Annotated in this window: 11 protein-coding genes and 1 pseudogene; 7 read left to right on the top strand and 5 right to left on the bottom strand. The window is 73.1% G+C overall.

Annotated features, from left to right (window positions below; all coding sequences use genetic code 11):
• Positions 1 to 47 precede the first annotated feature (47 nt).
• Positions 48 to 2,057 (top strand): exo-alpha-sialidase, encoded by a 2,010-nt coding sequence (locus ACEXOX_RS39305; protein WP_406525513.1) that lies wholly within the window; start codon positions 48 to 50, stop codon positions 2,055 to 2,057.
• Between the two features lie 110 nt (positions 2,058 to 2,167).
• On the opposite strand, the gene ACEXOX_RS39300 is transcribed toward ACEXOX_RS39305, so the two are convergent.
• From ACEXOX_RS39300 to ACEXOX_RS39285, 4 genes are all read right to left on the bottom strand, one after another.
• Complete coding sequence (locus ACEXOX_RS39300) at positions 2,168 to 2,848, bottom strand: hypothetical protein (RefSeq protein WP_406525512.1); 681 nt, start codon at positions 2,846 to 2,848, stop codon at positions 2,168 to 2,170.
• A complete protein-coding gene (locus ACEXOX_RS39295) occupies positions 2,845 to 3,801 on the bottom strand; it encodes a WXG100 family type VII secretion target (protein WP_406525511.1) in 957 nt (318 codons plus the stop codon). Before ACEXOX_RS39295 ends, ACEXOX_RS39300 begins: the two co-directional genes overlap by 4 nt.
• Positions 3,801 to 4,112, bottom strand: a complete 312-nt coding sequence (locus tag ACEXOX_RS39290; protein ID WP_385230981.1) for a hypothetical protein — start codon at positions 4,110 to 4,112, stop codon at positions 3,801 to 3,803. Before ACEXOX_RS39290 ends, ACEXOX_RS39295 begins: the two co-directional genes overlap by 1 nt.
• Before the next feature lie 126 nt (positions 4,113 to 4,238).
• Positions 4,239 to 5,372, bottom strand: coding sequence for a bile acid:sodium symporter family protein (locus ACEXOX_RS39285; protein WP_406525510.1), 1,134 nt, complete (start codon positions 5,370 to 5,372; stop codon positions 4,239 to 4,241).
• A 208-nt stretch (positions 5,373 to 5,580) separates the two neighbouring features.
• Here ACEXOX_RS39285 and ACEXOX_RS39280 point away from each other — a divergent pair, with 208 nt between their 5' ends.
• The 5 genes from ACEXOX_RS39280 to ACEXOX_RS39260 all read left to right on the top strand — a co-directional run bounded on the left by ACEXOX_RS39280 (position 5,581) and on the right by ACEXOX_RS39260 (position 11,241).
• Positions 5,581 to 6,465 carry a LysR family transcriptional regulator gene (locus ACEXOX_RS39280; RefSeq protein ID WP_406526615.1) on the top strand — a complete coding sequence of 295 codons (885 nt, stop codon included), beginning with the start codon at positions 5,581 to 5,583 and terminating at the stop codon, positions 6,463 to 6,465.
• A gap of 313 nt (positions 6,466 to 6,778) precedes the next feature.
• On the top strand, positions 6,779 to 8,581 hold the full coding sequence (locus tag ACEXOX_RS39275) for an AMP-dependent synthetase/ligase (protein ID WP_406525509.1): 1,803 nt from the start codon (positions 6,779 to 6,781) through the stop codon (positions 8,579 to 8,581).
• 108 nt (positions 8,582 to 8,689) lie between these two features.
• Positions 8,690 to 9,706, top strand: coding sequence for a hypothetical protein (locus ACEXOX_RS39270; protein ID WP_406525508.1), 1,017 nt, complete (start codon positions 8,690 to 8,692; stop codon positions 9,704 to 9,706).
• A gap of 78 nt (positions 9,707 to 9,784) precedes the next feature.
• The gene (locus ACEXOX_RS39265; protein WP_406525507.1) at positions 9,785 to 10,615 is read left to right on the top strand and encodes an aldo/keto reductase; all 831 of its coding nucleotides are present in this window, start codon (positions 9,785 to 9,787) and stop codon (positions 10,613 to 10,615) included.
• A 305-nt stretch (positions 10,616 to 10,920) separates the two neighbouring features.
• A complete protein-coding gene (locus ACEXOX_RS39260; RefSeq protein ID WP_406525506.1) occupies positions 10,921 to 11,241 on the top strand; it encodes an SH3 domain-containing protein in 321 nt (106 codons plus the stop codon).
• A gap of 306 nt (positions 11,242 to 11,547) precedes the next feature.
• Here ACEXOX_RS39260 and ACEXOX_RS39255 read toward each other — a convergent pair.
• A pseudogene (locus tag ACEXOX_RS39255) lies at positions 11,548 to 12,494 on the bottom strand (methyltransferase).
• Between the two features lie 106 nt (positions 12,495 to 12,600).
• Here ACEXOX_RS39255 and ACEXOX_RS39250 point away from each other — a divergent pair.
• Positions 12,601 to 13,644 carry a DUF1266 domain-containing protein gene (locus ACEXOX_RS39250; protein WP_406525505.1) on the top strand — a complete coding sequence of 348 codons (1,044 nt, stop codon included), beginning with the start codon at positions 12,601 to 12,603 and terminating at the stop codon, positions 13,642 to 13,644.
• Positions 13,645 to 13,734: the final 90 nt, after the last annotated feature.

Genomic DNA, 13,734 nt, shown 5'->3' with positions numbered 1-13,734 from the left:
TTCACTCCCCCGACGCCTCGCCGATGCCTCGAAGGGCAGGCCGGATCATGACGTCACCACTCCGCGCCCACGACGACCACCGCCGCAGACCCGCCACCGGGACCGGCGGTCCCGCCCACGGCGGCCACCGGACCCGGGCCCGCACCCTGGCCGCACTCGCCACGGCGGCCGCCGTCCTCGTCCCGGTGGCCACCGCCCAGGCCCGCCCGGCACCACCCGCCACCTCCTCCGGTGCCACCTCCCGTACCGCCACTGCCGCCCCTTCCACCGGCTTCGAACAACAGGTGCTGTTCAAGGCCTCCCAGGAGCACGGTTACGCCTGCTTCCGTATCCCGGCGATCGTCCGGTCCGCCGACGGCACCCTGCTGGCCTTCGCCGAAGGCCGGGTACGGGACTGTGGCGACGCCGGCGACATAGACCTCGTACTGAAGCGCTCCACCGACGGCGGCCGCACCTGGGACCCCCTCCAGATCGTCAACGAGGGCGGCGGGGACACCCATGGCAACCCCGCCCCCGTCGTCGACCGCGAGACCGGCCGCATCCTGCTCGCGGAGACCTACAACAAGGGCCGCCCCGACGCCGCGAACTGCGGCGTGCCCTGCGACCGCACCCCGCATCTCCAGTACAGCGACGACGACGGCGCCACCTGGTCCGCGCCACGCGACCTGACCGCCGAACTCCGGCCCGCCGGATGGAACTCCTGGTACGCCACCGGCCCCGTGCACGGCGTCCAGCTCGCCCGGGGACGGCACGCCGGGCGCCTGGTCTTCACCGTCAACGCCGAGAGCTACGCGGGCGGCCGGATCACCGCCAACCACGCGGCACTGATGCTCAGCGACGACGGCGGCGACAACTGGCGCGTCGGCGCCGTGGACAGCTACCCGATCGCCGCCGACGGCACGTTCCGCCAGAAGCCGTCCGAGATGAGCCTGCTGGAACGTTCCGACGGCTCGGTGTACGTCAACGCGCGTGAGCAGGACGGCACCGACCTCGGCCACCGCACGGCGGCCGTCAGCCACGACGGCGGCGAGAGTTTCGCCCGGCCCTTCCGCACCCTGCCCGACCTGTACGCGCCGATGGTGCAGGGCTCGGTGCTGCGGCTGCCCCAACGGGACCCCGGGCACCCCGTCCGTACGCTGTTCGCCGCGCCCGCCGACCCCGACCGCCGCCGCACGATGACCATCCGCTCCTCCTACGACGAGGGCCGCACCTGGGAAGGCGTGGACCGGGGCGCCCGGGTCACCACCGACTGGTCCGGCTACTCCGACCTGGTGTCCGTCGCGCCCGGTCTGACCGGTCTGCTGTACGAGGGCGGCGCGGCCGACGCCCGCGACGAGATCCGTTTCGCGCGCTTCACCGACGGCTGGCTCGGCCCGCGCCGCGCACCCGATCCGACGACACCGGACCTCGGACGGCACGCCCGCGCGGCGCTCGTCCTGGGCGGCGCCCGACCGGCCGCGGGCCGCTTCGGCGACGCGCTCTCCTTCGACGGCCGGGACGACGCCGTACGGCTGCCCTTCCGCCGCTCGCTGCCCCTCGGCAGCGGCGACTTCACGTGCAGTCTCTGGTTCCGCTACCGCGCCACCGCCGGTGAGCAGCCCTTCCTGTGGATGGGCGGGGTGGGCAGCCGCAGTCCGCAGGTGGCGCTGCGCGGCGACCCCGCCCGTAACCGGGTCGTCGCCCACGTCACCGCGCTCGACGGTGCCCGGCCGCCGGCCACGGCCGAGGTCGCCACCACCACCGCGTACAACGACGGCGCATGGCACCACCTGGCGCTGCGGCGCACCGGCGGGCGGCTGACGCTCACCGTCGATGGCGCCGAGACCCGAACGGTCCCCGACGTGCCCGGTTCCGTGAGCCGCAATGCGGTCTTCGGTGTTCATGCGGGCCAGAAGGCGGACAGCCGCTCCCAGCTCTCCGGCGACCTGGACGAAGTACGGGTCTACGGGCGCGCGTTGGACGACGACGAGCTGGCACGCGTACGACAGGACAACGCACGCGTCCCCGGCCCCGTCGTCCTGCGCCTGCCGCTGGACCGTGTGGACGAGGAGGACTGACGGCCCGTCACGCCCCACGCGTCCGTCGGCGGTCACGGAGTGGGCCGGTCGTACCGCACCGGCCTGCACCGGCCCGCTCCGCGCCGCCCCGGGCTCCCCGGAGCGGACGCTCAGGCGATCGGGTCGGTGTACCGCAGCCGGTGCGGGAACGCCTCCACGAGCGTGCCCCAGCCGCCGAGCGGGAAGAACACCGTCACCCACGAGCCGTCGGCGAAGCCGATCTCGTGGGTGCCGTGCCGCACATCTCCGCGGTCCCGCAGCCAGGTGATGTCCTGGCGGGCGACGGCGTAGGCGTGCTCGACCGCGCCGGCGACCTTCTTGCCGTCGGAGGAGAGCTGGACGCGCACCACGTGCATCCCGCCCCCGGTGAGCAGCAGCACCGACAGGTACTTCTGCTCGGTGCGCGGGCGCAGGGCAGCCGCGAGCCGCCCGGCCGCGCTCTGCCAGCCGCCGTACCACTGCGCGTCGCGGTCCGCGCTCCGCCGGTCCCAGGCGTCCACCGCCGCGTTCACCGGATTGATCCGGTCCAGCAGTTGCTCGGCGCGCCACGCCCCGGCGAGCAGCCGGTCGCCGGCCTTCGGCCGACGGCCGAAGGCATCCACCCGGTGGGCCGCCGGAGGTTCCGGGACCCGCTCGCCCGGCTCGACGGTGTGGCCGTCCACCAACGTCTCGGCCGGCGGCAGCAACGCCGCCGCCCGCCCCTTGGCCTCGCGCGCGAGCGCGTGCCGGTCGGGCGGCGACAGCCATGCCTTGAAGCCGGACCAGGACATGAGCACTTCGCCGATCTTCACCCGAACGCCTCTCGCACGGACTTCTTGGCCTGGTCGGGATTCTGCCCCATCCGCTCGTCGAAGCTCTGCGCGGGCGGACGCTTGCCGTACTCGTACGCCTCCTCCGCGAGCCCCGGGCCGTTCTCCGCGACGGAACCCGTCACCGCGCCGCCCGGATCGACGCCGAGCATCCCCTTCGCGAGGTTCTTGCCCTGCTTCCACGCCACGTACTGGGCGATGTCGCTCGCCGCGGGCATCTCACCGCGCCGCAGACTCCCGGCGATCTTCCACTTCGCGCCCTTCCACTCCTTGATCTTGGCGCGGTCGAGGCCGCGCAGATACCGGCGCAGCCGGGAGAGTTTGGCCAGGGCCTGGGTCTGGCGGGCGATGTCGGCGAGCTTGTCGGCCAGCTTCGCCGCGATCCGGGTCGCCTTGGCCGCCCGGTACGCCACGTTCGCCGCGCCCGCCAGCGGGCCGATCGCCGCCGCCGCGCCCGCCGTCAGCACCGCCAGGACGGCCGTGGTCGCGGCGGTGACCATCAGCGCCTCGACGATCTCCACGAGCAGGTCCGTCATCGCCTGCTCGGCGATGACGCAGGCGGCGCCCGCCATCTCCAGCAGCTCGGCGACGGTGTCCATGTCGTCGGCCTCACCGAGCAGCGCCTGCTCGAAGTCGGTCATGGTCTTGCCGAAGCCCTGGGCGGCCTCGCTCTCCCACACCCGCTCGACGGACTTGCGCTCGGCGACCAGGTCCTCCACGACGCCCCGCAGGTCACGGGCCGCGCCCCGCCACTCCTGGGCGGTCTTCTCCAGCAGCTCGCTGTCGCCGGTGACCCAGTCGAACCACTCGTCGGCGCCGCACTGTTTGAGGACGCCCTTGATGACCTCGTCGAGGGTGGACGCGAGGGGATTGCTCCAGTCCAGGACGTAGTTGACGCGGTCCAGGGCGCTGCCGGCCGCCTGACCGACGCCCATCAGGCACCGCCCCCGAAGCCGCGCGCCGTCTCGTCCTCGTTGGCGTCGTAGTTGTCCGCGGACCCGCGCACCGCCTCGGCGATGGTGCGCAGCATCTCCGCGCTGTCCTCCAGGTCCGTACCCGACTGGGTCTTCTGTTCGATGTAGTCGGCGCGCAGGCTGTTGGCCTCCGGCAACTGCCCGAAGGTGCCGTCCGACAGATCCAGCGCCGCCGTCCGACTGCGGATCTTCGCGATCCGGTCGGCCGCGCTCTCGGCGGCGCGCGCGTACGTGCGCAGCGCGTCGCTCTCGACGTTCGTGCCCTGACTCATGAGACCCCCGTTGCCATTCCTTTGCCAACTCATGACACACGAACCCCGGGTGTACGTCAACGCACGACCGGCACAGCAGGGGGAGTTGGCGGCATTTCGGGCGATGTGGGGGTGCGGCCCCGAGGGTCAGCGGGAGCCGCCCGCGCCGACGCTGTCGCCGCGCCGCGGCCGCACGTCCTCCCTCCGTTCGCCGGACCCGGGCAGAACCCCGGACCCGTCCTCGGACTCAGCCCCGGACTCGGCGCCGGCCCCGCCCCCGGACTCCGCCCCGGCTTCCCGCTCCTCGGGCGCCCGTGCCGCGTACCGCTTCGCGAGGACCGCGCAGACCATCAGCTGCATCTGGTGGAACAGCATCAGCGGCAGCACGGCCAGCCCGGCCTGCGCGCCGAACAGGACGCTGGCCATGGGCAGACCGGCGGCCAGGCTCTTCTTCGAGCCCGCGAACGTGATGGCGATCCGGTCGCCGCGGGCGAAACCGGCCTTCCTGGAACCGTAGGACGTGATCGTCAGCATCAGCGCCAGCAGAACGGCCTCGACGGCCAGCAGGCTCAGCAGGCGCCACGGCGAGACCTGGTGCCATATGCCCTGGACCATGCCCGTACTGAAGGCGGTGTAGACGACGAGGAGTATGGAGCCGCGGTCGACGAGGCCGAGGATCTTCTTGTGGCGGGTGATGAAGCCGACGATCCAGCGGCGCAGCAGCTGGCCGGCGAGGAACGGCACCAGCAGCTGGCAGACGATCGAGACCAGGGAGCCGGCCGAGAACCCGCCGCCGTCGCCGCCCAGCAGGAGCGCCGCCAGCAGCGGCGTCACGACGATCCCGATGAGGCTGGAGAAGGAGCCCGCGCAGATCGCCGCCGCGACGTTGCCGCGCGCTATGGAGGTGAAGGCGATCGAGGACTGGACGGTGGACGGTACCAGGCACAGAAAGAGCAGGCCGGTGTAGAGGGGCTGCGTCAGGAGGTACGGAACGAGGCCGCCGGCCGCCAGCCCCAGCAGGGGGAAGAGGACGAACGTGCACCCCAGCACCGTCAGATGCAGCCGCCACTGGCGCATCCCGTCCACCGCCTCCCGGGTGGAGAGCCGGGCGCCGTAGAGGAAGAAGAGCAGCGCCACGGCACCGGTCGACGCGTCGTCGGCGACGGCGGCGGCCGCGCCCCGGGCGGGGAGCAGGGCCGCGAGGCCGACGGTGCCGACGAGGGCCAGGATGAAGCCGTCCACGGGGAGCCAGGAGGGGATGCTGAGCTGAGGACGGCGCATGTTCTCTCTTCGCGGGTGGGGCGGGGGCGGACGGAGCGGAAGGGACTGACGGTGCGGGTGGGGCGGGCGGTGCCCTCTCCACCCTGCCTGGCGCCGCAGCCATCGGGAAGCCCTCTTACCGTGGTGACTGTCATCATGATGTGTGATGAATGACGGGGTGCCGCTGAGTGCTGAGTGAGGGTGTGCGATGACCGACCAGGCCGGGACGATGTTCGACCCCGTGCAGCTGCGTACGTTCCTCGCGGTGGCCCAGACGCTGAGTTTCACCCAGGCCGCGCACCGGCTCGGCCTGCGGCAGTCCACCGTCAGCCAGCACGTGCGCAAGCTGGAGGACGCGGCCGGGCGGCGGCTGTTCGCCCGGGACACCCATGCCGTGGACCTGACCGAGGACGGCGAGGCGATGCTCGGCTTCGCGCGCACCATCCTGGAGGCCAACGAGCGGGCCGCGAGCTTCTTCACGGGCACGCGGCTGCGCGGCCGGCTGCGGTTCGGGGCCTCCGAGGACTTCGTGCTGACCCGGATGCCGGAGGTGCTGGAGGAGTTCCGGCGCGACCACCCCGAGGTGGATCTGGAGCTGACGGTCGAGCTCTCCGGGACGCTGCACGAACTGCTGGCGGCCGGCCGCCTCGACCTCGTCCTGGCCAAGCGCCGCCCCGGCCCGGCACGCGGCCGGGCGGAGGCGCCCACCGGCCGGCTCGTCTGGCGGGACCGGCTGGTGTGGGTCGGCACGGACCGGCTGCGGCTGGACGCCCGGCGGCCGGTCCCGCTGGTGGTGTTCCCGCCGCCGGCGGTGACCAGGGCCCGCGCGCTGGAGGCGCTGGAGCGGCAGGGCCGCGACTGGCGCATCGCCTGTACGAGCGGCAGCCTCAACGGCCTGATCGCGGCCACCCGGGCCGGCCTGGGCGTGATGGCGCACAGCCTCGGCATGATCCCGCCCGGTCTGGTGCGGGTGCCGTCCCGGGCCGGTCTGCCGGACCTCGGCGGGGTGGACTTCGTGCTGCTGTACGGGGAGCGGGACGGCGCGGCCAAGGGCCCGGCAGACGCGCTGGCCGACGCGATACTGGCGGGCGGCGACCGATTGCAGTTGCCTTAGCAACGCGGCCGGCCCTCCCCGGAGAGCTGCCGGGAGACGCCGAGAGGTGCCGAGAGGTGCCGAGAGGTGCCGAAAGCCACGGAGAGATTTGGTGCAGATCCGGTCCCGGCGTCGTGATCGTCGGGCGCGCGGCGCCCCCGCCGATGTCCAAGCTTCTCCGGAGTAGCCCGTTTTCGCCGCATGACCAGCGACTACGCCACCGGCCCGGCCGGCTGGACGCCCCTCCCGCGGGCCCCGGTGTTGGGGTACGGTCTCGGCCCGGTGAGAAGCACGTCGAGGAGCTGGGTCATTGCGCGAGTTCACCGTCCCACCTTTGGCCACGGCGCCCCGCGTCGGCGGGTTGGCGGACGCTGTATTCGACCATGCCGACTCGGATCCGGGCCGGGTCGCACTGGCCCGTAAGGACGCCGCCGGCCGGTGGCGGGACGTGAGTGCCGCGCAGTTCCGCGACGAGGTGCTGGCCCTGGCCAAAGGGCTGCTCGCCCAGGGCGTCCGCTTCGGCGACCGGGTCGGGATCATGTCCCGTACCCGCTACGAGTGGACGCTGTTCGACTTCGCCCTGTGGTCGGTGGGCGCCCAGTCCGTACCGCTGTATCCCACTTCGTCCGCCGAGCAGGTCTTCTGGATGCTGCACGACGCGGGGGTCTCGGCCTGCATGGTGGAGCACGAGGACCACGCGATGACCGTCGGCTCGGTCATCGACCGGCTGCCGCAGCTGCGCCGCCTGTGGCAGCTGGACGCCGACCCGGTGGCCGAGCTGACGGCGGCGGGCGCGCACCTGGAGGACGACGTGGTGCACCGCCACCGGATGGCGGTCACCCCGGACGCGACCGCGACGGTCATCTACACCTCGGGCACCACCGGCCGCCCAAAGGGCTGCGTGATCAGCCACGCGAACTTCATGGCCGAGGCCGACAACGTCGTCCAGCGCTACGAGACGGTGTTCCACTCCAGGCCCGGCGACGAGGCGTCCACCCTGCTGTTCCTGCCGCTCGCCCACGTCTTCGGACGGATGGTGCAGGTCGCCGCCGTCCGCGGGCGGGTCAAGCTCGGCCACCAGCCGGACCTGTCGGCCGCCGCCCTGCTGCCGGACCTCCAGTCGTTCCGGCCCAGCTTCATCCTCGCCGTGCCGTACATCTTCGAGAAGGTCTTCGCGGCGGCCCGGCGCAAGGCCGAGGAGGAGGGCCGGCTCGGCCCGTTCGAGAAGGCCGTCGACGTGGCGGTCCGCTACGCCGAGGCGCTGGAGCACAAGGCGTTCGGCACCGCCTCCGGGCCCGGCGCGCCGCTGCGCATGCAGCACCAGCTCTTCGACAAGCTGGTCTACGGCAAGGTGCGGGAGGCGATGGGCGGCCGGGTGCGGCACGCCATGTCGGGCGGTTCGGCGATGGAGCGCCGGCTCGGGCTGTTCTTCGCCGGCGCCGGGGTGACCATCTACGAGGGGTACGGGCTGACCGAGTCCACCGCAGCCGCCACCGCCAACCCGCCCGAGCGCACCCGCTTCGGCACGGTCGGCTCCCCCGTCCCCGGGACGACCGTGCACATCGCCGAGGACGGGGAGATCTGGCTGCACGGCGGCCAGGTCTTCCAGGGCTATCTGAACGACGCCCGGGCCACCGACGCCGTCCTGCGCGACGGCTGGCTGGCCACCGGCGACCTCGGCGCGCTGGACGAGGACGGATACCTGACGATCACCGGCCGGAAGAAGGAGATCCTCGTGACCTCCGGCGGCAAGACCCTCTCCCCGGTCGTCCTGGAGGAGCGGGTACGGGCGCATCCCCTGGTCGCCCAGTGCATCGTCGTCGGCAACGACCGTCCGTACGTGGCCGCGCTGGTGACGCTGGACCCGGAGGCGGTCGGGCACTGGCTCAGGATGCGCGGCAAGCCGGAGCTGCCGCCGACCGACCTGGTGCACGACCCCGATCTGGAGACCGAGATCCGGCGGGCCGTCGTGGCCGCCAACACGCTGGTCTCGCAGGCCGAGTCGATCCGTACGTTCCGGATACTGGCGCACCAGTTCAGCGAGGAGCACGGCCTGCTGACGCCGTCGCTCAAGCTGAAGCGCAAGGCCGTCGAGGCGGCGTACGCGACGGAGGTGGAGGCGCTGTACCGGACGTGAGGGGTGCTGGGCGCCGTTACAGGTCGCACCCGCCCCTCCGCCGCGCGGCGGAGGCGGTTCATCCCCCGGCCGGAGGTGCCGTCCGCGCGCCGCCGGGAGGCTCGTGTCATGAACACCGATCAGCTCGTGGGCCGCCAGGTCCTCCTGGGGCGCGTGGCCGTCGCGGCCTGCGCCCCGTACCTCCTCCTGAAGCTGCTGTGGGTCCTGGGCCATGACATCGGCATCGTGGACGTGGGCAGGGTCGGCCGGGGCGCCTGGATCGCGGCCAACGTCGTCACCTTCCTCATGGACGCCGTGGCCGCCGCCATCGCGTACACGCTCACCCGCCCGTCCGGCCTGCGGGCCCCCGCCTGGCTGCTCGCACTGCCCCTGTGGATGGCGTCCGGGCTGCTCACCCCCTTGATGATCACCGTGCCCACCGGTTCCGCCGTCGCCGCCCTGACCGGCGCCGCGAACCCGATGGCGTCCGGCGACTTCCTCGAACCCTGGGTCTACGTCCTGGTCTACGGCGCCTTCATCGTCGAGGGCCTGACCCTGCTGAGCGCCTTCTGGTGCTACGCGCACCGGCGCTGGGGTGCGCTGCTGCGCCGGCGGCTGGAGTACGTACCCACTCCCGCCCCTGGCGTACGGGCGGCACGGCGGCTGCTCGGCGTGCCCGCTGCGGTGCTCCTGGCCGTACTCGGCGTCGTCGACGTGCTGTGGGGCCTCGGCGTGCCGACGGGCCCCGGAGCGGCGGCCCTGCCCGCGCGGAGCGTCGTGACGGCCACGTCCGGTGTGGTCCAGGGCCTGCTGGCGCTGGCCGGCGCGGCCGGACTGGCGGCCCTCCTCTTCCCCCGGTGGGGGCGCGTGCGGCGGCTGCGTACGCGGGTGCCGCTGGCGCTGGCCTGGCTGGGCTCCGCGACGGTGTTCGCGTGGGGCGGAACGATGTGGCTCTCGTGGGCCGTGGCCGACGCCCTGTCCGGCGGCGGCTCGGCTCCCACCCGCGGCCTGCCCGGCCTGGCGGGCGCCCTGGAACTGGTCGCGGGGCTGGTCGTGCTCTGCCTCGGCACCCTCACCCTGGCCGCCGAGACGGCCTGTCCGGCGCCCTCGTCCGCACCCGAGCCGAAACGTGTCGACACCTTCTGAAGGTGCGCGGGAATGCTCCGTACCGGATGATCGTTGACGTTGGAGAACATGTACGACGACCTAAGGATCGAATCCGTCGTGAGCAAGGTCCCCCACATCACCCTCAACAACGGTGTCGCCATGCCGCAGCTCGGCTACGGCGTCTGGCAGGTGCCGGACGACGAGGCCGCCAAGGCCGTCGGCACCGCCCTGGAAGCCGGATACCGCAGCATCGACACCGCCGCGATCTACGGCAACGAGGAGGGCACGGGGAAGGCGCTCGCCGCCTCCGGCATCGCGCGTGACGAGCTGTTCGTGACGACGAAGCTGTGGAACGACGAGCAGGGCTACGACTCGACCCTGCGCGCCTTCGACACCTCCCTCGGCAAGCTGGGCCTGGAGTACGTGGATCTGTACCTGATCCACTGGCCGATGCCCGCCAAGGACACGTTCGTGGACACATACCGGGCGTTCGAGAAGATCTACCAGGACGGCCGCGCCAAGGCCATCGGCGTCTCCAACTTCCAGCCCGCCCACCTGGAGCGGCTGATGGGCGAGACGTCCGTCGTGCCCGCGGTCAACCAGATCGAGCTGCACCCGCAGCTCCAGCAGTCCGAGCTGCGCGCCTTCCACGCCCGGCACGACATCGCGACCGAGGCCTGGTCGCCGCTGGGCCAGGGCAAGGACCTCCTCAAGAACGCGACCGTCACCGGGCTCGCCGAGAAGTACGAGCGCACCCCCGCGCAGATCGTGCTCCGCTGGCACCTCCAGCTCGGCAACGTCGTCATCCCGAAGTCCGTGACCCCGTCCCGGATCAAGGAGAACGTGGACGTCTTCGGCTTCGAGCTGGACGACGCCGACCTGTCCGCCCTCGCGGCCCTGGACTCCGGCACCCGCCTGGGCCCGGACCCGGACACCATGAACGGCTGAGACACATCCCCGGACCCCGGTCCGGTGCGGCACCCTCCGGCGCCGCCGCCCCACCCGGGACGGCGGCGCCGCTTTTTCCGCCCCGACCTCTTCGCCCGGGACGGCGGCGCCGCTCTTTCCGCCCCCTCTCCGCTTCTCCTCCTCGGGTCCCTCCCAGCTCACGCCCGGTTTCCCGGTTTCCCACGCCCCGCGGGGGACGGGAAACCCCTTGGCCCGCCGCCCGGCGCGGGACGAAGGTCAAGGTGCCGGGTCCGGGCAGCCGACGGCCCCGGAGCACCGAGAGTCACCCAACGGAGGAGACCCAGATGATCCGCATTCCTCGTGCCGCCGCCGCTCTCGCGGCCACCGCGGCCGTGTTCGCACTCGGCGGCGGCACCATGGCCACCGCCGCCGGTTCGGCCCCCGCCCGCCAGACCGCCTCGCCCGCGGTCCAGGCCGTCGTCTGCACCGTCAACGACAACGGCGTCAACTACCGCGGCGGACCGGGCACCGGTTACCCGGTCCTGGGCCAGGTCAACCGGGGCCAGAAGATGAACGCGCGGGGCTCCGAGGGCTCCTGGGTCATGGGTGACCTGTGGGGCGGCCGTACCGGGGTGTGGATCCACCGCGCCTACCTGAACTGCTGAGGCTCAGCCCGCCGGCCCGGCCATCCGCCCTCGCCACGGGCCGGCGAGCTGATCACACGGCGGGGTGGTGGGGGTCTTCCCGGCCCGGGAGGGCCACCACCCCGCCCGGCACCGGCCGGCCGCCGTTCGGCCACGTCCTGCCCACCGCGCACGAGAGCACACCGACGGGGGCGTGCGCGGAGGGCATGGACGTGGCTCTACGGGGGCGGCGGCCGGACGGTGCCGTCGCGTCCCGCCGCTCCCAGGGCGGGACGCGCGGGCGGCGTCGCCGGCCCGGCGGCGGACGTCCACCAGGGAGCCGTGCGATCAGGCCGCCCGTGCCGTGTGGAAGGTCTGGGCGGAGAGCCAGAAGAGGTCCGGGCGGCGGGCGATACCCGCCGGGTCGTCCGGGTCGAGGAGGCGGGTGAGGGTGGCCCGGTCCTCCTCGTCCAGGTCGTCGCCGGTCTTCTCGGCGAAGCGGGAGAGCAGCCCGGTGACCTGGGCGCGCTGGGCGGGGCCCAGCGGAGCGGGCAGGTCGAGCAGGAAGCTGCGGCTGAGCGGGGTCCGCAGGCCCGCGGCGGTCAGGAGGGCGGGCCAGTCCTCGACGACGGCCCGGGCGCCGGGCAGCACGGCGCGCATCTGGGCGAACCAGTCGTCCTGCACCGCGTCGAGACGGCTCTGGAAGCCGGGACGGCCGATGCCGAAGTCGCGGGGCAGGAACCGGGGGCGAGGCCGCCTTCGGACACGACGAGCAGCCCGCCCGGGCGGAGCAGGCGGGCCAGCGCGGCCACGGCGGCCGCCTGGTCGCCGACGTGGTGGAGGGCCTTGCTGGACCAGATGAGGTCCGCTTCCCCGATGCCGTCCATGTGGTCGGGCAGCTCGGCCACGCGGGTACGGAACCGGTCGCCGAGGCCCAGGTCTGCGGCGCGGTTCCGGGCGCGTTCGAGCAGCGCCTCGGTCGGGTCCACCGCCACGATCTCGGCCTGCGGGAAGGCCTGGGCGAGCAGGCAACTGGTGACGCCGGGGCCGCTGCCGACGTCGAGCACCCGGCGGACCTCGTCGGGCCCGGGGCCGGACGTCCGCGTCAGCAGGTCCCGGAGCCAGGCGGTGGCCTGTTCGAGGAGCGGGGTCTGGAACTCGGCCTCGCCTTCCAGGTAGGCGGCGAGGGCGTCCCAGTCCATGTGCGTGTTGTCGTGGTGGTGGCCGTGGCCCTGACCGTGGTCGTGGCCGTGCCCACGTGCCGGGGTGGTGGTGCCATGGTTGTGGTCCGTCATGGTGCGAGCGTCCGGCAGGGCGCGCCATAAGGCAAACAACCTTGCCGGACCGGCAAAGCACCCCGCCTCCGGGGCCGCCGGACCGCCCACCGTAAGGTTCTGCTCCGTGGGAACTCCAGGATGGATACCGCCGACCGAGACGGAACGGCGGTTGTGCGAGGCCGGTGCACGGGGCGACTGGGAAGGCCAGGTCGCGGCAGTGGCCGGTGAAGACCTGTATCTGGTGGTGCCCCAGCAGGGCCAGGACCCGCTGCCGGTCTACGAGGACCCGGCCGGCGGCGGTACGTGCATCCCCGTGACGACCCGCGGCATGCTGCCGCCCTGGCATCCTCAGCAGCTCTTCGACCGGGTCTCGGTGGAGGAGCTGGCGCAGGACTGGCCGAACGACAAGTGGAAGCTGGCGGTCAATCCGGGCACGCCGTGCGCCGCGTACCTGCCGGCCACCGCCGCGCACCGCGGCACCTGGACGCGGATCCGTGCCCAGTACGGTGTCCGGCCCGGCGGGCTGCTCACCACTCACCTCGGCGGTCCGCTGCACGGTCCGCTCGCCCAAGGACTCGCCTGCGGCGCACCGATCGCCGTGCACCACAGCGTGCCGTGGAACGAGCTGGGCACCGCCTTCCTCGACTACGCGGCCGACGCCCAACTGCTGCACGAGCAGTGGTCGGTCACCGATCCGGCGTCCTGGCAGCAGCGCCTCGGCCAGTTGCTCGACGCCGGTTTCGTACCGGCCGAGACGGAGGCCGCGCTGCGGGCCCGCGACGGTGGGGAAGAGGCCGGGCCCGGCGGCGTACCGGAGCTGGTGGAGAAGTACGAGGAGCACTTCCGTACGGAGGGGCTGCTGCCTGCGGACGGGCACGTGAAGTCGCTCGTCGCCCTGGACTACGCGCATGCCGTCGCCCTCGTCCGGTGGGGGCTCGGGGCCCGCTACTGCGCGCCCCCGGAGGCCGAACAGGCCGTACTGCGCGCCGGTGAGCTGGCGCGCGCGGCGTACGGCTCCTGGCAGGAGTTCTCGGGGGGGTACGCGCTGGGCCGGGCGCTGGCCTTCGACAACGGCTGGTTCGGCACGGCGTACCAGGAAGCGGTGCACCTGCACCGGGTGCTCGGCCAGGATCCGGCCTCGCCGTGGGTGAATCTGCCGTTCGCCTGACGGGGCCGCGGCGGAGGGCTTCGCGCGGACGTTTTTTGCGCGGAGGGCTTGGTAACGGGGGGGCCTTCGTGGCGGGGAGGGCCTTCGTGG

This window comes from Streptomyces sp. Ac-502 (assembly GCF_045222935.1).
GTDB classification, from domain to species: Bacteria; Actinomycetota; Actinomycetes; order Streptomycetales; family Streptomycetaceae; genus Streptomyces; species Streptomyces monomycini.
This window is presented reverse-complemented; position numbering and strand designations above follow the sequence as displayed.

Bases quoted from the DNA above. Each gene is read 5' to 3' on its own strand.
- ACEXOX_RS39305 (WP_406525513.1), top strand. From the start codon at position 48: ATGACGTCACCACTCCGCGCCCACGACGACCACCGCCGCAGACCCGCC.
- ACEXOX_RS39290 (WP_385230981.1), bottom strand. From the start codon at position 4,112: ATGAGTCAGGGCACGAACGTCGAGAGCGACGCGCTGCGCACGTACGCG.
- ACEXOX_RS39285 (WP_406525510.1), bottom strand. From the start codon at position 5,372: ATGCGCCGTCCTCAGCTCAGCATCCCCTCCTGGCTCCCCGTGGACGGC.
- ACEXOX_RS39295 (WP_406525511.1), bottom strand. From the start codon at position 3,801: ATGGGCGTCGGTCAGGCGGCCGGCAGCGCCCTGGACCGCGTCAACTAC.
- ACEXOX_RS39260 (WP_406525506.1), top strand. From the start codon at position 10,921: ATGATCCGCATTCCTCGTGCCGCCGCCGCTCTCGCGGCCACCGCGGCC.
- ACEXOX_RS39280 (WP_406526615.1), top strand. From the start codon at position 5,581: ATGTTCGACCCCGTGCAGCTGCGTACGTTCCTCGCGGTGGCCCAGACG.
- ACEXOX_RS39270 (WP_406525508.1), top strand. From the start codon at position 8,690: ATGAACACCGATCAGCTCGTGGGCCGCCAGGTCCTCCTGGGGCGCGTG.